The sequence below is a fragment of the Streptomyces sp. genome, from assembly GCF_036524955.1.
GTDB lineage: Bacteria > Actinomycetota > Actinomycetes > Streptomycetales > Streptomycetaceae > Actinacidiphila.
Genome location: NZ_DATDBG010000270.1, coordinates 12,527 through 33,438, shown reverse-complemented (window position 1 = coordinate 33,438; position 20,912 = coordinate 12,527). Strand labels below are relative to the sequence as shown.

Sequence of the window (20,912 nt, the reverse complement as noted above, 5' to 3'; positions counted from 1 at the left end):
TCGGGCGGTCCGTGATGCAGGATGAGGGCATGGTTCGCATCTCCTTCGTCCAGGGTGACATCACGGAGCAGCAAGTTGACGCAGTCGTCAACGCCGCCAACTCCTCACTCCTGGGCGGCGGGGGAGTCGACGGCGCCATCCACCGCCAGGGTGGTCCCGAAATCCTCGCCGCCTGCCGGGACCTGCGCGCTTCCCGGTACGGTTCCGGGTTGCCCACCGGCCGGGCGGTCGCGACCACGGCCGGGCGGCTTCCCGCCCGCTGGGTGATCCACACCGTCGGCCCGGTGTGGCAGTCCCACGAGGACCGGTCCGACCTCCTCGCCTCCTGCTACCGCGAATCGCTGCGCGTCGCCGACGAACTCGGCGCCCACACCGTCGCCTTCCCCGCCGTCTCCACCGGCGTCTACCGGTGGCCCATGGACGATGCCGCGCGTATCGCCGTCCGCGCGGTGCGGGAAGCGGACACCGCCGTGAGCGAAGTGCGCTTCGTGCTCTTCGACGATGCGGCCTATGAGGCTTTTGTCGCCCAGTAGGAGGTGGCGCGGCGGCCTCGGCCGTCCGATGACGGAGCGTCCGCGCGGCGTTGTGTCCGAGGCGTGACTTGTGACGCGGGGGAGTCGGGAGGTTCCTCGGGTACGCTCCATCGGGTGCGCGTGCGTTCCTGGCTTCCTCGAGATGCCGTCCGGCAGGGTCGGGCGGACCTCGTACCTGGGCGTGCGATCCCTCGCCGGATGTGCCGCACAGTATGCGGGACGCCCGCTCGGTTGCGCTGGAATATGCCCGAAGCGCCCCTGGAGGTGACCGTGAGTCAAGCATGCTGTGTGAGGTCAGGGTCACGCTCGGTGATCCTGGGCAGGCATGAGGCGTCGTGTCCGCCGGTTCGGATGGTGTGAGCAGTGCAGGTGCTTCAGGTGCAACTGGAGGTCGGCGTCGATCCCGCGGAAGTGGGGCGGGCGCGCCGGTGGGCACGGTCGAGGCTGGTGGGGTCCGGTATAAGAGCCGACGAACCGGTGGCCGAGACGCTGATCCTGCTCATCTCGGAGCTGGTGACGAACGCGGTGGTGCACACCGGTTGCCCTGCCGTCCTGCGGATGCTCTTCCCCACCGCCCCGGCCGCTCCGGTCAGGGTCGAGGTCGCCGACGTGAGCGAGGCTCCGCCCGCACCGCGGCACGCCCGGCGCGACGACACCGGCGGTCGGGGCCTGGAACTGGTGGACGGCCTCGCCGACCGCTGGGGCTGGCACCCGGAGGGCGCGGGCAAGCAGATCTGGTGCGAGGTCGACCGGGCGGCCGCGACGGCACTGACCTGACGCGCGGACTTACGGTCTGGATTCTCGCGGCCCGGTCGGTACGTCTTCACGTCCGGCCGGTGGTCTGGAACGTACGCCGGTACGCGCTCGGTGACACGCCCAGCGCCGCCTGGAGATGCTGCCGCAGGGACGTACCGGTACCGAAACCCGCCTGCCGGGCGATCTGGTCGACGCTGAGATCGGTGGACTCCAGCAACTGGCGGGCGTGCTCGACCCGTTGCTGGGTCAGCCACTGACCTGGGCTCATGCCGACCTCCTCGCGGAAACGCCGGGTGAAGGTGCGCACGCTCATCGACTCGCGTTCGGCGAGCTGCCGGAGCGAGAGCGGCCGGTCGAGGCGGTCGAGGGCCCAGGCTCGGGCCTGTTCGGTGCTGGCCAGTTGGGGCTCCGGCAGCGGACGCCGCACGTACTGCGCCTGGCCGCCCTCGCGGTGCGGGGGGACGACGGTGCGCCGGGCGACCGAGTTGGCCACGGCCGTACCGAAGTCGCGGCGCACGATGTGCAGGCACAGGTCGATACCGGCGGCGACCCCGGCGGAGGTGAGCACGTCGCCGTCGTCGACGTAGAGGACATCGGGGTCGACCTTGACGCGCGGGAAGAGCCGTTGGAAGCGGTCGGCGCTGGACCAGTGGGTGGTGGCCGGCCGTCCGTCGAGCAGCCCGGCGGCGGCCAGCAGGAAGGAGCCGGTGCAGATCGAGACGATACGGGCGCCCGGCCGGATCGCGGTGAAGGCAGTGCTCAGCGGGGCGGACAACACGCCTTCGGTGTAGACCGGGCCGAGCTCGCGGGAGGCGGGAACGACCACGGTGTCGGCCTCCGCCAGCGCGGCCAGGCCGTGGTCGACCACGATCGGGAAGTCGGCGTCGGTCCGGATGAGTCCGGGCTGGAGGCTGCACGTCACGACCTCGTACAACTTCGAGCCGTCCTCGGGGCTCTCCGCTCCGCCGAAGATCCGCAAGGGGATGCCGAGTTCGAACGGGATGACACCGTCCAGGACGAGCACGGCGATGTGGTGCCGATCGGGGTGCCGGAAGACCGCGCTCGGGGAGGGGGCGGGGCGTTGGGGAACGGCCATGGCCCGATTCTTTCACATGCTGGCCTTCGAGCCAGTCGTCGCCGGAAGCGGCTCGCCGGAGACTGATCACGTGACGCAGACATCTCCCGTTCCCGCACCCGCCGTCGGCGGTGTCCCCACCACTCCGCGCCCCCGCTCCCGACCGCGGGTGCACCGGGCCTGGGCGGTCGCCGCCGTCACCTTTGTGACGCTCGTCGGCGCCGCCGCCTTCGCCTCGCTGCCCGGACTGCTGATCGACCCGCTGCACACCGAGTTCGGCTGGTCCCGCGGCATGATCGGGTTCGCCGTATCGATCAACCTGGCGCTGTACGGGCTCACGGCGCCGTTCGCCGCCGCGCTGATGGACCGTTTCGGCATCCGGCGCATCGTCGCCTGCGCCCTCGTCACCATCGCGCTCGGCGCCGGGCTGACCGTCTTCATGACGCAGAGCTGGCAACTCGTACTGTGCTGGGGCGTGCTGGTGGGGCTCGGCAGCGGCTCGATGGCGCTCGCACTCGCCGCGACCGTCACCAACCGCTGGTTCGTGGCGCGCCGCGGCCTGGTCACCGGCATGCTCACCGCCGGTGGCGCGGCCGGGCAGTTGGTGTTCCTGCCGCTGCTGTCGTGGATCACCGAGCACCACGGTTGGCGGCCGGCGGCGACGACGGTGGCGTTCGCCGCGCTCGCGGTCGTTCCGTTCGTGTGGTTCCTGCTGCGCGACCACCCGGCCGACGTGGGCTTGGCGGCCTACGGCGCCCCGGAGTTCACGCCCAAGCCGCTTCCGGTCCCCGGAGCCGCCGGGCGTGCGGTCCGGGCGCTGCGGGAAGCGGCACACACCAGCACTTTCTGGCTTCTGGCCGGCACGTTCGCGATCTGCGGCGCGTCCACCAACGGACTGGTGAAGGTCCACTTCGTGCCTGCCGCGCACGACCACGGGATGCCGGTCACGGCTGCGGCCTCGCTGCTCGCCGTCATCGGTATCTTCGACATCGCGGGCACGGTCGCCTCGGGCTGGTTCACGGACCGCCTGTCACCGCGGCGGCTGCTCGCGATCTATTACGGGTTGCGTGGTCTGTCGTTGATGTTCCTCCCCATGCTCCTCGCGGACAGCGTGCATCCGCCGATGGTGCTCTTCATCGTCTTCTACGGCCTGGACTGGGTGGCCACCGTGCCGCCGACTCTCGCCCTCTGTCGTGAGCACTACGGCGAGAACAGCGCGATCGTCTTCGGCTGGGTTCTCGCGTCCCACCAGATCGGCGCCGGACTGGTCGCCTATTCCGGTGGGGTCGCGCGTGATGTGTTCGGTTCGTATGACGTCGTCTGGTACTCCTCCGGCGCGTTGTGCGCGATCGCCGCGCTGATGTCCCTGGTCATCCGCCGCCGCCCGGTCGCCGTTCCCGCGGTGGCGGTTACCGGGTGAACGCCCCGGAAAGCGGGGGACGTTCCCGAATCGTCACCATTCACTCGCGTGAGTGAAACGACCCGCGTCACCGCCGCGCTCAGCCGGTGCGCGACACCGCCCGGGCGATCCGCCGCGCGTCGATGGCCATCTCGCGGAACATGCCGCTGATGGGATTGGTGAAGCCGGTGAAGTACAGGCCCGGCGCACCCGGGGGCGTACGGGCGCCGTGGACCACCGGGCGGCCACGGCCGTCGAGGACGCCGAGGTGGCCGACGAGCGGTTCCAGGCCGCGCCGGTAGCCGGTCGCGGCGATGACCACCTCCGGGCTGACGTCCGTGTCGCCGGCGAGCCGCACCTTGTCCCCGTCGAACCCCTCGACGGCGGTGACGGGTTCGACCCGCCGGGACCGTACGGCGTCGACCAGGCCGACGTCCTGTACGGGGATGGCGCCCTCCAGCACCCGCGCGTACAGGCCGGTCTCCGGCCGGGGCAGGCCGAACTCGGCCAGGTCGGGTACACCGACGCGTTCGACGTACGGGGCCACGCGGTCGACCAGGCGCGGCGGCAGGCGGCGGACCAGGATGCCGCCGGCCTGCGCGGGCCAGCCCGCCGTGGAGCGGCGCGTGATGTGCGGCGGTGTGCGCACCGCGAGCCGTACCCGGGCCGCGCCACCGTCCGCCAGATCGACGGCGATCTCGGCGCCGGTGTTGCCGACGCCGACGACGAGTACGTCGCGGCCGGCGTAGGGCGCGGGGTTGCGGTAGACGGACGCGTGAAGAAGATCGCCGGAGAAGGTGTTTCGTCCCGGCCAGTCGGGGATGTACGGCGTGTGGTTGTGGCCGGTCGCCACCACGACCACGGGGGAGGTCAGCACCCGGCCACCGGTCGCGGGCAGTTCCCAGCCGGTGCTCGTCCTCTCCAGCCGGTCCACCTCGATGCCGGTTGCTATGTCGAGGTCGTGGTGCTCCGCGTACTGCTCCAGGTAGCGCACCACATCGTCGCGGCCGACCCAGCGGCCGTAGGCGCGCGGGATGGGCAGCCCCGGCAGTGCGGACAGCCGCCGGGTGGTGTGCAGGTGGAGCCGGTCGTAGTGGCCGCGCCAGGACGTTCCGAGCCGTTCCGTGCGTTCCACGACGAGTGGCCGCAGTCCCCGCTGCTGAAGCGCCGCCGCCGCGGCCAGGCCGCCGGGACCGGCACCGATGACGATGGCGTCGGGCGCCGCGATGTTGGCGGGGACGCCCGAGGCGGCGGTGGTGCGGTCGGCCATGTGGAACTCCCGGAGCCAGTAAAAGTCAGTCGTATGAGGAAGAGGTGGTCGTATCGGAAGTTAATCAGCCTTCGGGTCCGCGAACAGCGGGTGCGGCGCGCTCAATGACGGCAGGACCCTGTGGCGGTGTCGGCACCGGTGCGCCCGACGCGGTGCGTGGCAGCGCCGGACCGGCGACCGGCCTGCGGTCGGCGGTCGGCGGCAGTCGGTCAGCGGCGCTTGCGCAGCAGGGCCATCGCATTCAGCGACTGCGTGATCGAGATGACGGACAGCAGCACGTAGAGCGCGCGGCGCAGGCCGTCCGGATGCGACCAGAACTGTGCGCTGATCCACAGCGGAAGGAGCAGCGCCCAGACGGTGGCGTAGGCACGGAGCTGCGCCGTGGAGGAGTCGGGGCCCGGCGAGAGGAAACGGGACAAGGCGCTGCGCGGCGGCTTGTCCGGAGTCGGGCTGCTGCTGGTCATGAGGGACATGATGCCGTTTTCCGGTCAGCTGCGTCGCCTGCGGGGCGCGGGCTGCGGGTGCGTGGCGGGTGTCGCCTTGCGGACCGCGTGGCGCGGCATGGCGGGCTCGGCGAGCGTGGCGGAGTGGTGGTGCGGGCTGCCCTGCGACCCCGGGGGTGCGGCGTACCGGCGCGAGGTGCGGTGTGGCGGCTCTGGGGTGCGGTGCGGTGGACCCCGGAGGTGGGGGCGGTGTGCCGACCCGGGTGTGCGGCTCAGTGGTGCCGCGGGTGCGGTGCACTGGCGGGGTGCGGTGCGGCGATGCGGTCGGATGCCGGCCCGATGGTCAGCCGGAGGCGGGCCGGGCAGAACGCCGGCGGGCCCGGTCATGACCTCTCCCGAGGACCGTGCGGTGTCCGTGCGGTGTCCGCGTCGGGGGTGCTGTTGTGGCAGGACGGTGTGCGTATGGGCGCGGGTGAGAGCGAGGGGTGTGGTTACCTCGCGGGCTTCCTTCCGGTCACGCCGAGGTGGACCAGCAGCGTCAGGTTCGGTTTGAGGTCGGCCTGCTTGACGCCCGGGCCGATGAAACCTTTCTGGTGCGCGGCGACCGCGGCCAGCATGGCGACCAGTGAACCGGCGACGGCCGGCGCGCTGACCTCCTTGTCGACCCTGCCCTTGTTCTGGAGTTCTTTGATGGACTCGGTCAAGGAACCCGTGACGGCGTTGAGGACCTTCATGCGGATCTTGTGGAACCGCTTGTCCCCCTCCGCCGCGCCGAGATCGACGACGCGCAGGATGGCGTCGTTCTTGCGCCAGAAGGAGAGGAAGCCTTCGACGAGGTCCTCTGCCGTCTGGGCACCGGACTTTCCGGCCCACGAGCGGCCCGCGACCAGTTCGGTCAGGGCCGCACCCTCCTTGGCCATCTCGTCGGCGAGTTCCAGGACGGCGCCTTCGACGTCGGGGAAGTACTGGTAGAAGGTTGCGGGGGAGGTGCCCGCCATCCGCGCGACGTCGATCACCTTGACGTCACGGTACGGCGACGTGCTGAGCATCTCGCCGAGGCAGTCGAGCAGCTTCTGCCGCGTCGCCTGCCCGCGGCGGCCTGCCACACGGCCGTCGACGGTGCGAACTTGTCCTGTCATGCCGTCAGTTTACCGGCGGGTGATCAGCGCGCGATTTGGCGGCGTACAAACGGGGAGAGCGCTCCCGGCTGAGTGAACCCGCAGCTCAGGGGTGTTTTCCCGGGCCTTCGAGCGGCTCTCTCTCGATGGTTGATTTAACGTGAATGATCTGTTTGTCCATCGATCGCGCAGCGCCGAAAAAATTGACCATATGTTCGATTTTAGTCTCGTGCGGCAGGGAAGATCACTGACTAACGTGACAGAAACACAGCACCGCCGCACACGCACGGCAGTCGGATGCAGGGGAGAGGACCGGGTCATGTCCGCATTCAGTGAAGGCGCGCCCTGCTGGGCCGACGCGTCGCTTCCCGACCTGGCGGCCGGACAGCGTTTCTACGGTGAGCTGTTCGGCTGGACCTTCCAGGACCTGGGCGAGGAGTTCGGCCACTACACGCTGGCACAGCGCGACGGGAAGAACGCCGCTGCGTTGATGGGCAAGATGGACCCGTCCATGCCGACCGCCTGGAGCGTCTACTTCGCGGCCACGGACGCCGCCAAGACCGCTGCCAAGATCACCGAGGCCGGCGGGCAGATCACCTTCGGCCCGGACGCCGTCGCCGACACCGGTGTGCTGCTGGGCGCCGTCGACCCCGGCGGCTCCTTCTTCGGTGTCTGGCAGGCCGGCGGGCACCCCGGCTTCGACATCGTCGACGAGCCCGGCGCCTTCTGCTGGACCGAGAACCACACCCGGGACGCCGCCCCGGTCGACGCCTTCTACGAGGCGGTCTTCGGTTACGGCGCCCAGCAGATCGGCGACGGCACCAACTTCGACTACAAGGTGTGGTCGCTGCCCGGCGACCCCGAGACCCGGGTAGCCGGTCGGATGCGGCGCGGCGAGGACCTTCCTGCGGACCTCCCCTCCGCCTTCCAGATCTACTTCACCGTCGCCGACTGCGACGAGGCCGCGGCCACCGTCCAGCGGCTCGGCGGCCGGTTGATCATGGAGCCCGAGGACTCGCCCTTCGGCCGCATGGCCATCGTCGCCGACGACCAGGGTGCGCACTTCGCCGTGATAGACACCCGGCGCATCGTCGGCGAGATACCCGGCCGGTAGGCGGGGGGCGGCCACCTGCCCCACGCCTGCCCCTGCCTCGTCCCGTAGCGGCCCCCGTATCGGACCCCGTACCGGCCGGGCCGTCGTGCGGAGGATGATAACGAGTTCGCTCTCCGGGCGTGTCGCGACCGCCCTGGGTTCGCAACCGGCGAGCATCCCAGGAACAATCAGGCCCGTACCCTGGCGCGGGAGCCGGCGAAGGGCCACACGAGGCCGGAGAGCACGGGGATACGGTCGCGACCATGCGGGGCACGGGGAGGTGGCAGGGCAGTGGTGGAGCAGCTTACGCAGCACGACCCGAGACGGATCGGCCCTTTCGAGGTGCTGGGACGGCTCGGCGCCGGCGGCATGGGGCTGGTCTATCTCGCCCGCTCGGCATCCGGCCGCCGCGTGGCGATCAAGACCGTGCGGGCCGAGCTCGCCGAGGACCAGCTCTTCCGGATCCGCTTCACGCGTGAGGTCGAGGCGGCCCGGGCCGTCTCCGGCTTCTACACCGCCGCCGTGGTGGACGCCGACCCGCGGGCGGCCGTGCCGTGGCTGGCCACCGCGTACGTCCCCGCGCCGTCACTGGAAGAGATCGTCAACGAGTCCGGGCCGATGCCCGCCCAGGCCGTACGGTGGCTCGCCGCCGGGATCGCCGAGGCGCTCCAGTCGATCCACGCCGCAGGCCTGGTGCACCGCGACATGAAGCCGTCCAACGTGCTGGTGGTCGAGGACGGGCCGCGTGTCATCGACTTCGGCATCGCCTCGGGCGTCTCCAACACCCGGCTGACGATGACCAACGTGGCGGTCGGCACCCCGGCGTACATGTCGCCCGAGCAGGCCCGCGACTCCCGCAGCGTGCGCGGCGCGAGCGACATCTTCTCGCTCGGCTCCACGCTGGTCTTCGCGGCCACCGGCCACGCGCCCTTCCGCGGCGCCAACCCGGTCGAGACGGTCTTCATGCTGCTGCGGGAGGGACCCGATCTGAACGGGCTGCCCGACGAGCTGCGCCCGCTCATCGAGTCCTGCATGCGGATGGAGGCCGAGCGGCGGCCCACTCCGGCCGACCTCCAGGCGCAGCTCGCCCCGCACCTGTTCTCGGCGGGCGACGACACCGGCACCGCCTCGGCCTGGTTGCCGCCCGGTGCGGTGGCCCTGATAGAGCAGCGCCGCAGCGGGCGCCCGGCGGTGGCTGCGGGCAGCGGCCGGGGCGCGCACGCGGCCGGCCCCCACCCCGCCGGATCCCGCGCCTCGGGCCCGCAGCTCCCGGTGAACGCGCCGCCCCCGCCGCAGTCGCCGCCCCGCCCCGTCCCCGCGCACGGCAGGGAGACCCACCGCCGCGAGCCGGTGAGCGCCGCGCCCGTGCACCTTGCCGGTTCCGCGCCGATCGGCCCGGGGCTGCGGGTCGCCGAGGCCGTGGAGCACAAGGCGGCGGCCGGTCCGGTGCCCGGCACCGAGTGGGTACGCCACCGGGTCGGCGCGCACCGCGCGGGCGATCCCGCGGCCACCGCGTCCGTGCCCCCCGCGTCCGGTCCCGTGTCCGCGCAGCCGCCGCCCACCGCCCCGCACGTGGCGCCCACCACGACCCCGCCCACGCCGCGCCCCGGCGAGTGGCGGCCGTGGCGTTTCCGCATGTCCAACGACGTGTGGGGCACCCCCGTGGTCTCCGGCGGGCTGCTCTACGTCACCTCCTTCGAGGTGCACGCGCTCGATGTGGCCAGCGGGCGCCGCCAGTTCAAGACCCGGGACGTGGCCTGGACCATGGCCGTGGCCGACGGCCGGATCCACGCCTCGGACGGGCCCAGCCTGTTCGCGCTCGACGCGGCCGACGGCGGCGAGCGGTGGCGGAACGCGGCGGACGGCTGGGTGTACGCGGTACGGGCCGACGGCGGCACCGTCGTCACCGCCACCCGCGGCGGCGGCGTCCAGACATGGGACGCGGGCCGCGGCACCCTGCGGTGGAAGCGGAACGGGGCGCAGACCGAGTACGAATCACCGGACTCCGGCCCGACCGTCGCCGGCCGCGCGGTGTACTACCAGGGCGGCGGCCGGTTGCACGTCGTGGACGCGCACAGCGGCGCGGAGCTGTGGTCGTACCCCGTGGGCGAGCCCGGCGCGGCCGGTTCCGTGCCCACCCGGCCGGTCGTCGCGGACGGCGCCGTCTATCTCACCGCCGGCACCCGGGTGTTCGCGCTGGACGAGCGCACCGGCGCGGAGCGGTGGCGCTTCGACGCGCCGGCGGTGATGTTCGCGCCCCCCGCGTACGTCACCGGCCCCGGCGTATCCGGCGGCGGGATCTACGTGGTCGACCACCTCGGTACGGTCTACGCGCTCGATCCGGCGACCGGCCGGGACCGGTGGCGGATCGCCACCGAGCCGCGCCAGTCGGTCGCCCCCGTGCTGGTCGCCGCGGGCGCCGTCCACCTCGGCGCCGGCAGCGCGCTGTACACACTGGACGCGGTGACCGGGACGCCCCGGTGGCGGTTCGCGGCGCAGGGCGAGATCGCCGGGTCCCCCGCGGCCGCCGACGGCCGGGTGCACTTCGGATCGAAAGACCACTGCCTCTACACGGTGGACGCCCAAGGCGGGCAGCTGCGCTGGCGGTTGGAGACCGGCGGCGAGATCACCGGGTCCCCGGTGGCGGCCGAGGGGGTGGTGTACGCGTGTTCCAAGGACCGGTGCGTATACGCGTTGGACGCGGCGAAGGGGACGGGGGCGACCTCGCGCCGGGCCTGAGCGGAACACCGCCAGGCCGGTGCCCATCCGGAGCCCGGACGGGACGCTCGTGGCCTTCGGGCACAACAGCGGACTGACCGCGGCGCCCCCTCCGCGCCGCGGTCAGTCTCAATGCCCCCGGGAATCGCGTGTGGTTCCCCCCGCCTTCCCGATTCCCCGGGGCGTCCCCCCTGTTCCCCCCGTTTCCCCCGGTTTCCCCCATCTCCCCCTTGTTCCCCCTGTTCTCCCCGTGTCCCCCCCATTTCCCCCGTACCGCCCGGTCTTCCCCCTGGACTCCCGGACGGCGCCTGCGGTGTTCCCCCCCATCGTGCCCGCGTCGGATCAGATCTCGGCCGAGCCGTCCGCGTGGAAGTTGTCGGGGCTCACGGTGACACCGGCGCTGAGCTTGGTGCCGTCCGCGTGGAAGTTGTCGGGCTTCACCGTGCCCGTGCCCTCGGCGGTCAGCGGCTCGGGAGCCTCGGTGGTGCCGTCAGCGTGGAAGTTGTCAGGGTCGACCGAACCGTCACCGTTCGGCGGCTTGGGAACTGCCGTGCTCATGGTGCTCTCCTGTGCTGTTGGGGACGTGCTGTGGTGACGCCCACCCGGCGGTGACCCCCGTACACCGCCGGGCGGGCTGCTCATCAATGTGCAGTGATGGAATCGTGGCAGCCGCCGATAATCAACCGATAAACGGCCCTGATGAGTGAGGTGACCTGCGTCTACACGGCGACGGACGAGGCGGAGTCGCCCCCGAGCAACCCGCGTACCTCGTGCGCTTCCGGCGAGCCCAGCGCCATATGGGTGCCCAGCGAGTCGTGCCAGCAGGCGTGCGCGCGTACGGACTGGCCCATGGCCGCCAACGCGCGGCCCAGGAGGGTGAGGGCGTTGGCGACCCGCCATTCGCCACCGACGTCACGGAGGATGACCAGGGCCTGCTCGGCGTGCGACGCGGACTGCCGCCACTGGCCGACCGTCAGGTGGGCCTTCGCCAGCCGGAAGAGCGTCATGCCCTCCCAGAACTGCTGGCGCGCCTCCCGGAAGATGCGCAGAGCCTCGGTGAGCCGGTCGATCGCCTCGTCCGGCCGGTCGGTCGCGGTCAGGGCGATGCCCATCGCGTACAGGCCGTTGCCGAGCCGGAATCCGGCGCCCAGCTCGCGGTAGATGGCCACCACCTGGCGGGTGGCGTCCACCGCGGCGCCGGTGTCGCCCAACTCCAGTTGGGCCCGGGACAGATTGCTCAGCGCCGCTGCCTCGCCGTGTTTGTTGCCGTCGGAACGGAACGCGTCCAGGGCGACCATGGTGTGCTCGGCGCACTCCCCGAACCGCCGCCCGTGCAGCGCGATGATGCCCATCAGATTCGGTGCGTAGCTGCACGCCACCGGGTCGTCGGCGGACCGGCCCAGCAGCAGCGCCCGGACCGCCTCGGCCTCGGCCTCCGGGAAGCGCCCGGACAGGCAGAGCGACTGTCCCAGCCAGACCCGCGCCCGCCCCTCCACCAGCGCGTCCCCGCACGCCTGCGCCGTCGTCACCAGGGCGCGGGCCGCCTGCTCGTACTGGCGCGCGTAGATACCGGACTCCATCAGGTCCTGCGCGGCGAGCAGCAGGTCCACCGCACGCCGCAGCGGACCCTCGCAGCCGTCCCCCGCGGCCTGCTGGACGGCCGCGAGCAGGCTCTGCGCCTCGGAGAAGAGCCATTCCAGGGCCTCTTCGCGGTTCGGGAAGACCAGGCCGGAGCGTGCGCCGGGCGCCAGGTGGTCCAGGACCCGGTCGCCGGGGTTCTCCAGCTCGTACACGCAGGCGGCCGAGGAGAGATAGAAGTCCAGCAGCCGCGACAGCGCCCCGCAGCGCGCCTCGGCCGTCTCGTCGCGTTCGGCGCACTCGCGGGCGTAGAGCCGCAGCAGGTCGTGGAAGCGGTAGCGGGCGGGCGCTGCGGACTCGATGAGGCTGATGTCGACCAGGGCTTCGAGCAGATCCTCGGCCTCGTACCGGTCCAGGTCCAGGACCGCTGCCGCCGCGTCCAGGGAGATGTCCGGGCCCTCGGGGAGCGACAGCAGGCGGAAGGCGCGGGCCTGGGTGGGGGAGAGCTGCCCGTAGCCGAGGGCGAAGGTGGCCTTGACCGCGAGGTCGCCGGCCCGCAGTTCGTCGAGACGGCGGCGGTGGTCGGCGAGTTTGCGGGCGAGTACGGAGACGGTCCAGGTGCGGCGGGCGGCGAGTCGGGAGGCGGCGATCCGGATGGCCAGCGGCAGGAAACCGCAGGCGCCCACCACGTCGAGCGCCGCCTGCCGTTCGCTCCTGACCCGCTCCTCGCCCGCGATCCGGACGAAGAGCTGCAGCGCCTCCTCGGGCGACATCACATCGAGGTCCACCAGGTGCGCGCCCGCCAGGTCCACCATCCGCACCCGGCTGGTGACCAGCGCCGCGCACCCCGGGGTGCCGGGCAGCAACTGCCGGATCTGCGCGGCGTCGTAGGCGTTGTCCAGCAGCGCCAGCACGCGCCGCCCGTCCAGCGTGGAGCGGTAGAGCGCGGCGCGTTCGGCGAGCGAGTCGGGAATGGCCGGATTCGGCACGCCCAGCGCCCGCAGGAACGCGCCGAGCACCGCCTCGGGTTCGGCCGGCCGCGGCTCGGTGCCCTGCAGATCGACGTACAACTGCCCGTCCGGGAAGGACTCGCGCGCCGCGTGCGCGACATGGACGGCGAGCGTGGTCTTGCCGACGCCGCCGATGCCCGCGACCGCGGAGACCGCCATCACCCCGCTGCCCCGGGACGCCTCGGCCAGTTGCTCGCCCAGTTCCCGGACGAAGGCGGCCCGCCCGGTGAAGTCGGCGACAGTGGCGGGGAGCTGGGCCGGCCGTACGGTCTCCAACAGGCCGGCCGCGCCGGGGGGCGCGGCGAGCGAGGGGTCCGCCTCCAGGACGCGCTGGTGGAGGTCGCTGAGGTCGTGGGAGGGGTCGATGCCGAGTTCGTCGGCGAGCAGGCGGCGGGTGTCGGCGTAGACGCCCAGTGCCTCGGCCTGCCGGCCGCTGCGGTACAGGGCGAGCATCAGCAGGGCGCGCATCCGTTCCCGCAGTGGGTGTTCGGCGGACAGGGCGGTCAGTTCGGAGACGGCCTCGGCGTGCGCGCCGAGTTCCAGGTCGAGTTCGAGGCGGATCTCGATCAGGCCGAGGTGCCACTCGGTGAGCCGGCTGCGCTGTGCCTCCGCGTACGGTCCCGGGCAGCCGGCCAGCGGCTCGCCGTGCCACAGGGCCAGGGCGTTGCCGAGCAGTTCGCGGGCGTGCGCGGGATCGGTGGCGCGGGCCTTCTCCGCCTCGGCGGCCAGCCGCTCCACCACGGTGTGGTCGAGCGCGTCGGGCTCCACGTGCAGGGCGTAGCCGCCGGAGTCGGTGATCAGGGCCTGCGGACCGAGCGCCTTGCGCAGCCGGAAGGCGTACGAACGCAAGGCGGCGAGTGCGGTATTGGGCGGGCTCTCACCCCAGACGGCGTCGACGAGTTCGGACGCGGTCGCCGTACGCCCGCCGCGCAGCAGGAGCGCGGCGAGCAGGGCGCGCTGCTGCGGCGCGCCGGTGGCGATCGCCTCGCCGCCACGCCAGGCACGTACCGGGCCGAGGACCGCGAACCGCAGGCCGCCGCCCGGCTCCGTCCTGGTGTGCATCTCTGCCCCCTGAACCGCCCGCGAGCCGGGGCCTTCCCCGGGACCCGACTCTCCGCGCGTATATCTATCGTTCATCGCTGGACGGAACAGTTGTCCGCATGGCACGTGGCGCCGAGGGTTCGGCCCCGTCCGTGCCAGTTTGCCGTGTCGGGACGCCCAGGTCACCCCGTGCCGGGCCCCGATCCGGCCTCGCGGCGAAAGTTGTGCTGAATCAGAGGTTCCGTCTGTGCGTGTGCGGAGGTTGTGCTGTGTGGGGTTGGTTCCTGCCGGTGTGTGTTCGGCGACAGGTCGGGTGACGGGGCCGTCATGTGCGCTTGGTGTGAAGTACCCGCGGACGGTTCGCGCTTCGGCTCCGGGGACGCGGTGGCGGACGTGGCGGCGGACGCTTCGGGCGGTGGCGGACCCCGCTGGGCCGGGGCACGGGACGCGCGCCGCGGGCGCACGGGACCGGATACGCGTCCCGATACGGGTCCGGCGGCGCGTCCGGTTCCGGTCGGCGCCGCCCCGGCACCCGCATGGCCCGCGCCGACCGGGACGAGCGGGGCGGCCACAGTGACCGGCGACGGACCGGACCGGCCCGAGCGCCCGGAGCGCCGGGACGGCAGGCCCGGCCGGACCGGCCGCGGCGGCGGCAACGGTGGTACACGCGCCAGGTCCGCGGACGGCCGCCTGCCGGGACCGCTGCTGCGGCAGCGCGCGGAGCGCGGTCCCCAGACGGTGCCCGAGCTGCCCTACCCGAGCGCGGCGGTCACCGGCACCGCCGGATGCAGCTACGCCGAACTCGACCGGCGGGCCCGCTCGATAGCCGCCCGCCTCGGCGCCCAGCTCCAGCCCGGCAGCCGCGTCATGCTGGTCTACCCGCAGGGGCCCGACCTGGCCGGCGCGCTCTTCGGCTGCCTGTACGCGGGGATGGCCGCGGTGCCGCTGGTGCTGCCCGCGCCGGGTGCCACCGAGGCGGTGGCCCGCGCGGTGCGCCGCTGCGCCCCCGACATCGTGCTGACCGGCTCCGACGGGTGGACCCCGCTGGCCGTGGACCGCACCCGTACGCAGGTCCTCGAAGCGGACGGCGCACGCGTCAGCGGCGAACCCGTCTGGCGCCTGGCCCAGAGCTGGCGGCCGGTGGGCGTCCTGCCCGGCGCCCCCGCGTACCAGCGGTACCACGACGACGGCGCGGCCGGCGGTCGCGTCGAACCCGCCATGTCCCACTCCGACCTGGCCGACGTCACCACCGAACTCGCGCAGGCGGTCCGCCTCGGCACCGACGAGGAGAACGTCGGCTGGATCGCGGCGGTGCACGGGGTGGAGGACGCGGTGTGGCGCATCCTGCTGCCGATCAGGGTGACGGCGTGAGAAGCCGTTCCCGGCGGGGCTGACCGGTCTGGGCGCGACCGGTGCGGTGGCCTGAGCCCGGGCCGCTGCGGGGCGCGGGCGGCTCGCGACGGCAGGGCGACTACGCGCCGTGTTCACGCCAAGGTATTCCTCCGCGGTCGAAGACCGGCGGGTGATATTGGCGACAGGGAATCGGACTGACGGGTTCACGGCGGGCCCGCGCATTGTCGGCGGGGCAACATATCCTCGGGGAATGACCTTGTCGCCGCCCACCGCCACCGCCATGCGCCGCGCCCTGCACCGCGCTGAAGGAGGGGTCGCCCTCGACACCGCCGAGGCCGCGGTGCTGCTCCAGGCCCGCGGCGAGGATCTGACCAGACTCTCCGCCACCGCCGCCCGGGTCCGGGACGCCGGCCTCGCCGCGGCCCACCGCCCCGGCGTCATCACCTACTCCCGCAAGGTCTTCATCCCGCTCACCCGGCTGTGCCGCGACAAGTGCCACTACTGCACCTTCGTCACGGTGCCGGGCAAGCTGCGCCGCGACGGCCACGGTATGTACCTGTCGCCGGACGAGGTGCTGGACATCGCCCGCCGCGGTGCCGAAATGGGCTGCAAGGAAGCCCTGTTCACGCTCGGCGACCGGCCCGAGGACCGCTGGCCCGAGGCCCGCGAGTGGCTGGACGCGCACGGGTACGACGACACGCTCGCCTACGTGCGCGCCATGTCCATCCGGGTGCTGGAGGAGACCGGCCTGCTGCCGCACCTCAACCCCGGTGTGCTCGGCTGGACCGACCTCCAGCGGCTCAAGCCGGTCGCCCCCTCCATGGGCATGATGCTGGAGACCACCGCCACCCGCCTGTGGTCCGAGCCCGGCGCCCCGCACTACGGCTCGCCCGACAAGGAACCCGCCGTCCGGCTGCGCGTCCTGGAGGACGCCGGCCGCTCCAACGTGCCCTTCACCACCGGCATCCTGATCGGCATCGGCGAGACGTACGAGGAGCGCGCCGAGTCGCTCTTCGCGATCCGCCGCACCGGCCGCCGCTACCACGGCATCCAGGAAGTCATCGTCCAGAACTTCCGCGCCAAGCCGGACACCGCGATGCGCGGTATGCCCGACGCCGAACTGGAGGAGCTCGCCGCGGCCATAGCGGTCGCCCGCATCGTGCTCGGCCCCGCCGCCCGCATCCAGGCCCCGCCGAACCTGGTGGACGGGGAGTACGCCCGCTTCATCGAGGCCGGCATCGACGACTGGGGAGGCGTCTCCCCGCTCACCCCGGATCACGTGAACCCCGAACGGCCCTGGCCACAGATCGACGAACTGGCCGCGCGCACCGCCGAGGCGGGCTTCACCCTCAAGGAACGCCTCACCATCTACCCGGAGTTCATCCTGCGCGGCGAGCCCTGGCTCGACCCGCGTCTGCTGCCGCACGTCCGGGCGCTGGCCGACCCGCTCACCGGTCTGGCCCGCGAGGACGCCACGCCGCAGGGCCGCCCCTGGCAGGAGCCGGAGGAGGCGTTCCCCGCCACCGGACTGGGCCGCACCGACCTGCACCGCACCATCGACACCGAGGGCCGGACCGGCGACCGCCGCGACGACTTCGACGAGGTCTACGGCGACTGGGAGGCGCTGCGGGAACTGGCCGCGCCCGGCCTGGTGCCCGACCGGGTGGACGCCGACGTCAAGCAGGCGCTGTCGGTCGCCGCCGACGACCCCACCAAGCTGACCGACGCCGAAGCCCTCGCCCTGCTGCACGCCGACGGTCCCGCACTGGACGCGCTCTGCCGGATAGCCGACGACCTGCGCAAGGCAACCGTCGGCGACGAGGTGACGTACATCGTCACCCGCAACATCAACTTCACCAACGTCTGCTACACCGGCTGCCGTTTCTGCGCCTTCGCCCAGCGCCGCACCGACGCCGACGCGTACACCCTCTCCCTGGAGCAGGTCGCCGACCGCGCCGAGCAGGCCTGGCAGGTCGGTGCCACCGAGGTGTGCATGCAGGGCGGTATCCACCCCGACCTGCCGGGCACCGCCTACTTCGACATCGCCCGCGCGGTGAAGGCCCGCGTCCCCGGCATGCACGTGCACGCCTTCTCGCCGATGGAGGTGGTCAACGGCGCCACCCGCACCGGCCTGTCCATCCGCGACTGGCTGACCGCCGCGAAGGAGGCGGGCCTGGACTCCATCCCCGGCACCGCCGCGGAGATCCTGGACGACGAGGTGCGCTGGGTGCTCACCAAGGGCAAGCTCCCCACCGCCACCTGGGTCGAGGTCGTCACCACCGCCCACGAACTGGGCATCCGTTCGTCCTCCACGATGATGTACGGGCATGTGGACCAGCCCCATCACTGGCTCGGCCACCTCCGGCTGCTGTCCCGCATCCAGCAGGAGACCGGCGGGTTCACCGAGTTCGTGACGCTGCCGTTCATCCACACCAACGCGCCGGTCTACCTCGCGGGTATCGCCCGCCCCGGTCCGACCGCCCGGGACAACCGCGCCGTCACCGCGATGGCCCGCCTCCTGCTCCACCCGCACATCCCCAACATCCAGACCAGTTGGGTGAAGCTCGGCACCGACGGCGCCGCCGAAATGCTCCGCTCCGGCGCCAACGACCTCGGCGGCACCCTCATGGAGGAGACCATCTCCCGGATGGCGGGCTCCAGTTACGGTTCCTACCGCTCCATCCGCGACCTCGTCGCCATCGCCGACGCGGCCGGCCGCCCCAGCCGCCAGCGCTCCACCCTGTACGGCGAGGTCCCCGCCGAACGCATAGCCGCCGGACACGCCTCGGACGGGCACCTGCCGGAACTGCTGCCGGTGCTGGGGGACTGAGAGGGCTCGCCCGGTACGCCTGTGCGAACGCGTCCCCGTACGCGCCGCGAGCACGCCCCGCCGCGCCTGGAAGAATCCCCGCCATCCCCCCGATGGCGGGGATTCGGGGACAAGCTTCGCCTACCTCGCGTCCCTTTCGAGGCCCCCTTCCGCTCCCGGCGAGGTTGGATATCGTGCTGGCGCAGCACTCGTTCAGATCGGGGGATGTTCGAAGGGGACCGCATTGACCGCTGTCTGGGGACGGGCGCAGCAGCAGGACTTCCGCAGCCGCGTCCGGGGCTGTCTGCTCGGCGGCGCGATCGGGGATGCCCTCGGCGCGGGCGTGGAGTTCGAGTCACTGGAGGCGATCCAGCAGGACCATGGCGCGGACGGCGTCACCGACTACGTGCCGGCGTACGGCAGGCGCGGCGCGGTCACCGACGACACCCAGATGACCCTGTTCACGGTGGAGGGCCTGATACGGGCCCAGGTCCGCCGGGACACCGGAGCCTGGCATCCGCCGACCGACATCCACCGGGCGTACCGGCGGTGGTCGGCCACCCAGACCGAGTGGGGGCCCGACGAACGCCGCAAGGACACCGGCTGGCTGGCCCGCGAGGAGTGGCTCTACGCGCGGCGAGCCCCCGGCAACGCCTGTCTGAGCGGCCTGGCGGACGACCGGATGGGCACCCTGGAGGAGCCGAAGAACCCCGGTTCCAAGGGGTGCGGCACGGTGATGCGGTCGGCGCCCTTCGGGCTGCTGGTCGGGTGGGAGCCGCACCTGGTCTTCCAGCTCGCCGTCGAGTGCGCCGCACAGACCCACGGCCACCCCACCGGGCAGCTCGCGGCGGGCGCCTTCGCCGTCATCGTGCACGGGCTGGCCCGCGGCGAGGCGCTGGACGGGTCCGTGCAGCACGCGCTGGCCCTGCTGGGCTCGCGTCCGGGCCACCAGGAGACCACCGACGCCCTGCAGAGCGCGCTCGGCGCGGTACGGCAGGGGATGCCGTCCCCGCAGCGGGTGCAGGCGCTGGGCGAGGGCTGGACCGCGGAGGAGGCGCTCGCGATCGGCGTCTACTGCGCCCTGGTCGCCGAGGACGTGCGGCACGGCCTGCTGCTCGCCGTCAACCACTCGGGTGACAGCGACTCCACCGGCTCCGTCTGCGGCAATTTGCTCGGCGTCCAGCACGGCGAGACCGCGCTGCCGCCCGCCTGGATCGCCGAGCTCGAAGGCCGCAGCACCATCCTGCAACTCGCCGACGACTTCGCCATGGAGATGACCCAGGCCCCCGCCCTGCACGGTCTCTCCGGCGCGAGCCCGGCGTGGCTGGACCGCTACCCGGCGGCATAGGGACGCACGCCCGGTCGGGCCGGTGAGCCGCCCGGTTTCCCGGCCCGGCCCGGCGCGCCGCTGACCGGATGGTGAAAAGTACCTGGACACAGCAACGATTTTTCGTAGGCTGCGCGGCATGACACTCACCGCAGCCGCCCCCCTGCCCCCGCTCGCCGCGCGTGCCCGAAGGGTGGGTGCCTCGCCCGTACGGGAGATCCTGGCGCTGACCGCGCGGCCGGAGGTGATCTCGTTCGCCGGGGGGCTGCCGGCGCCGGAGCTGTTCGACGCCGAGGGGATACGGGAGGCGTACGCGCGGGTGCTCGGTGAGCGGCCGCAGCGGGTGCTCCAGTACTCGACGACCGAGGGCGACCCGGCGCTGCGCGGGGCGGTCGCGGCCCGGCTCACCGCGCGAGGGCTGGCCACCGGGGCCGACGACCTCCTGGTCACCGGCGGTTCGCAGCAGGGCCTCGCACTGATCGCGACCGCGCTGCTGGAACCCGGCGATGTGGTCCTGGTGGAGAACCCGACCTACCTCGCGGCCCTCCAGTGCTTTGGCTTCGCCGGCGCCCGGGTGGTCCCGGTGCCGACCGACGCGGACGGGGTGATCCCGGAGGCGCTGGAGGAGCTGGTGCTGCGCGAGCGGCCGAAGCTGCTCTACCTGATCCCCACCTTCCAGAACCCGACCGGCCGTACGCTGCCGCTCGCCCGCCGCCGCGCGGTCGCGGAGGTGGCCGGGCGGCACGGGCTGTGGATCGCCGAGGACGACCCGTACGGCGAGCTGCGGTTCGAGGGCGTGTGCCAGCCGTGGATCGCCGGACAGGACGAGGCCGCCGACCGTACCGTCCTGCTCGGCAGCTTCTCCAAGATCATGGCGCCCGGCCTGCGGCTCGGCTGGCTGCGCGCCCCGGCCGGCCTGCTGCGGGCGTGCGTCGTCGCCAAGCAGGCAGCCGATCTGCACACGTCCACCGTCGACCAGGCGGCGGCGGCCCGCTACCTCGCCGACCGCGACCTGGACGAGCATCTGGCCCGGGTCCGTACCGCCTACCGCACGCGCCGGGACGCGCTGCTGGCCGGGCTGGACTCGGCGCTCCCCGCGGGTACCACCTGGAACCGGCCGGAGGGCGGCATGTTCGTCTGGGTCCGCCTCCCCGACGGCCACGACGCGACCGCCCTGCTGCCCGCGGCGATCGCGCACGACGTCGCGTACGTCCCCGGCACCCCCTTCTTCGCCGCCGCACCCGACCCGGCCGCGCTGCGGCTGTCCTTCACCACCCACACCCCGGAGGAGATCACCGAGGGCCTGTCGCGTCTCGCGCGGGTCTTCTGACCGTTTCCCCTGCCCGGGCGGGCAGCGGGGGCCCCCTCGGCCGGGACGGCGGTCGGCCG

The 20,912-nt window shown here is 72.8% G+C and carries 15 protein-coding genes; 9 read left to right on the top strand and 6 right to left on the bottom strand.

Features of this window, described 5'->3' with window-relative positions; genetic code table 11:
* The first annotated feature begins 29 nt into the window (after positions 1-29).
* Both VIW71_RS21915 and VIW71_RS21910 read left to right on the top strand, forming a co-directional pair.
* Positions 30-533: an O-acetyl-ADP-ribose deacetylase gene (locus VIW71_RS21915; protein ID WP_331624183.1), complete on the top strand. Its 504-nt coding sequence runs from the start codon at positions 30-32 to the stop codon at positions 531-533.
* 363 nt (positions 534-896) lie between these two features.
* Entirely contained in the window at positions 897-1,310 is a 414-nt protein-coding gene (locus VIW71_RS21910) for an ATP-binding protein (RefSeq protein WP_331624182.1), read from the top strand.
* Between the two features lie 46 nt (positions 1,311-1,356).
* On the opposite strand, the gene VIW71_RS21905 is transcribed toward VIW71_RS21910, so the two are convergent.
* Positions 1,357-2,385: a GlxA family transcriptional regulator gene (locus VIW71_RS21905; protein WP_331624181.1), complete on the bottom strand. Its 1,029-nt coding sequence runs from the start codon at positions 2,383-2,385 to the stop codon at positions 1,357-1,359.
* A 70-nt stretch (positions 2,386-2,455) separates the two neighbouring features.
* Here VIW71_RS21905 and VIW71_RS21900 point away from each other — a divergent pair, with 70 nt between their 5' ends.
* Positions 2,456-3,784, top strand: coding sequence for an MFS transporter (locus tag VIW71_RS21900; RefSeq protein WP_331624179.1), 1,329 nt, complete (start codon positions 2,456-2,458; stop codon positions 3,782-3,784).
* A 79-nt stretch (positions 3,785-3,863) separates the two neighbouring features.
* On the opposite strand, the gene VIW71_RS21895 is transcribed toward VIW71_RS21900, so the two are convergent.
* The 3 genes from VIW71_RS21895 to VIW71_RS21885 all read right to left on the bottom strand — a co-directional run bounded on the left by VIW71_RS21895 (position 3,864) and on the right by VIW71_RS21885 (position 6,615).
* A complete protein-coding gene (locus VIW71_RS21895) occupies positions 3,864-5,033 on the bottom strand; it encodes a flavin-containing monooxygenase (RefSeq protein WP_331624178.1) in 1,170 nt (389 codons plus the stop codon).
* A 209-nt stretch (positions 5,034-5,242) separates the two neighbouring features.
* Positions 5,243-5,497: a hypothetical protein gene (locus VIW71_RS21890; RefSeq protein WP_331624177.1), complete on the bottom strand. Its 255-nt coding sequence runs from the start codon at positions 5,495-5,497 to the stop codon at positions 5,243-5,245.
* A 470-nt stretch (positions 5,498-5,967) separates the two neighbouring features.
* Positions 5,968-6,615, bottom strand: a complete 648-nt coding sequence (locus tag VIW71_RS21885; protein WP_331624176.1) for a TetR/AcrR family transcriptional regulator — start codon at positions 6,613-6,615, stop codon at positions 5,968-5,970.
* 298 nt (positions 6,616-6,913) lie between these two features.
* Between VIW71_RS21885 and VIW71_RS21880 the strand changes: the two genes are divergently transcribed.
* Entirely contained in the window at positions 6,914-7,708 is a 795-nt protein-coding gene (locus VIW71_RS21880) for a VOC family protein (RefSeq protein ID WP_331624175.1), read from the top strand.
* Positions 7,709-7,978: 270 nt separating this feature from the next.
* Positions 7,979-10,426: a PQQ-binding-like beta-propeller repeat protein gene (locus VIW71_RS21875; protein WP_331624174.1), complete on the top strand. Its 2,448-nt coding sequence runs from the start codon at positions 7,979-7,981 to the stop codon at positions 10,424-10,426.
* Positions 10,427-10,747: 321 nt separating this feature from the next.
* On the opposite strand, the gene VIW71_RS21870 is transcribed toward VIW71_RS21875, so the two are convergent.
* A complete protein-coding gene (locus tag VIW71_RS21870; RefSeq protein ID WP_331624173.1) occupies positions 10,748-10,963 on the bottom strand; it encodes a hypothetical protein in 216 nt (71 codons plus the stop codon).
* A gap of 161 nt (positions 10,964-11,124) precedes the next feature.
* Positions 11,125-14,055 (bottom strand): AfsR/SARP family transcriptional regulator, encoded by a 2,931-nt coding sequence (locus tag VIW71_RS21865; protein WP_331624172.1) that lies wholly within the window; start codon positions 14,053-14,055, stop codon positions 11,125-11,127.
* A gap of 552 nt (positions 14,056-14,607) precedes the next feature.
* Here VIW71_RS21865 and VIW71_RS21860 point away from each other — a divergent pair.
* The 4 genes from VIW71_RS21860 to VIW71_RS21845 all read left to right on the top strand — a co-directional run bounded on the left by VIW71_RS21860 (position 14,608) and on the right by VIW71_RS21845 (position 20,853).
* The gene (locus tag VIW71_RS21860) at positions 14,608-15,405 is read left to right on the top strand and encodes an AMP-binding protein (protein WP_331624171.1); all 798 of its coding nucleotides are present in this window, start codon (positions 14,608-14,610) and stop codon (positions 15,403-15,405) included.
* A 232-nt stretch (positions 15,406-15,637) separates the two neighbouring features.
* A complete protein-coding gene (locus tag VIW71_RS21855) occupies positions 15,638-18,217 on the top strand; it encodes a bifunctional FO biosynthesis protein CofGH (protein ID WP_331624170.1) in 2,580 nt (859 codons plus the stop codon).
* A gap of 223 nt (positions 18,218-18,440) precedes the next feature.
* Positions 18,441-19,544, top strand: a complete 1,104-nt coding sequence (locus VIW71_RS21850) for an ADP-ribosylglycohydrolase family protein (RefSeq protein WP_331624169.1) — start codon at positions 18,441-18,443, stop codon at positions 19,542-19,544.
* Positions 19,545-19,662: 118 nt separating this feature from the next.
* Entirely contained in the window at positions 19,663-20,853 is a 1,191-nt protein-coding gene (locus VIW71_RS21845) for a PLP-dependent aminotransferase family protein (RefSeq protein WP_331624168.1), read from the top strand.
* Positions 20,854-20,912: the final 59 nt, after the last annotated feature.